This window comes from Pseudomonas brassicae (assembly GCF_010671725.1).
GTDB classification, from domain to species: Bacteria; Pseudomonadota; Gammaproteobacteria; order Pseudomonadales; family Pseudomonadaceae; genus Aquipseudomonas; species Aquipseudomonas brassicae.
Window position 1 is genome coordinate 1 of record NZ_JAAHBU010000590.1, and the last position, 813, is coordinate 813.

Annotated in this window: 1 protein-coding gene; it reads right to left on the reverse strand. The window is 56.2% G+C overall.

Going from position 1 to position 813, the window contains the following annotated elements; translation table 11 throughout:
• Window positions 1-50 precede the first annotated feature (50 nt).
• Window positions 51-497 carry an azurin gene (gene azu, locus G3436_RS26400; protein ID WP_163951276.1) on the reverse strand — a complete coding sequence of 149 codons (447 nt, stop codon included), beginning with the start codon at window positions 495-497 and terminating at the stop codon, window positions 51-53.
• Between the last annotated feature and the right edge of the window lie 316 nt (window positions 498-813).

Genomic DNA, 813 nt, shown 5'->3' on the forward strand with positions numbered 1-813 from the left:
CTTGCCAGCGAAGAGGCCAGGCCAGGCAACCCTGGCCTGGCAATTGAAGCTTACTTCAGGGTAACGGTGCCTTTCATCATCGAGATGTGGCCCGGGAACGAGCAGAAGAAACCGTACTTCTCGTTGGCATCGAGCTTGGACACGTCAAAGGTCACCGAGTCGGTTTCCTTGGCGCCAATCACCTTGGTGTGGGCGATGATGCGCGCATCACCTTCCTTCAGGTAATCCTTGTCGATACCGGCGCTCAGGCCGTCGGTGGCGATTGGCTGCATGTCAGCTTCTTTGCTGATCACCAGGTTGTGGCCCATGACGTTCTTGGGCAACGCACCCGAGTGGGTCAGCTCGACGGTGAAGGTCTTGCAGCTCTTGTCGATTTCGATGGCCTTGGTGTTGAAGGACATCTGATCGGTGGAGTCGACCGTGACTTTGCATTCGGCGGCGAAGACCTGGGCACTGGCGAGGGTCAGCAGGGATACCGCAACAACTTTCGCAAACATCGTGAATCTCCTTGGCAGGGGTTTTTTATCTGTTTCGATACTGCCCCAAACGGCTCGCCGCGCGCGTGATATGAGTCAACGGCGGGTCGAAGCGTTTGGTAGTAAATTTTCGCTATGGATTGTATACACAAAATCCGCACGACCATCATGCTCCAATCAGGGACGATGAGACAACCTCTCATTTAGGAGTATCGAACATGTCCCTTGGTAGCTTGATGCGCAGTCTGCTGGCCGCCTATGCCTGTGGTGCCACTGGCAGCCATGTGGAATTTGCGCGGCCGGAGTGATGCGCCAGCAGGTCTGGCCCCCTTCGCTG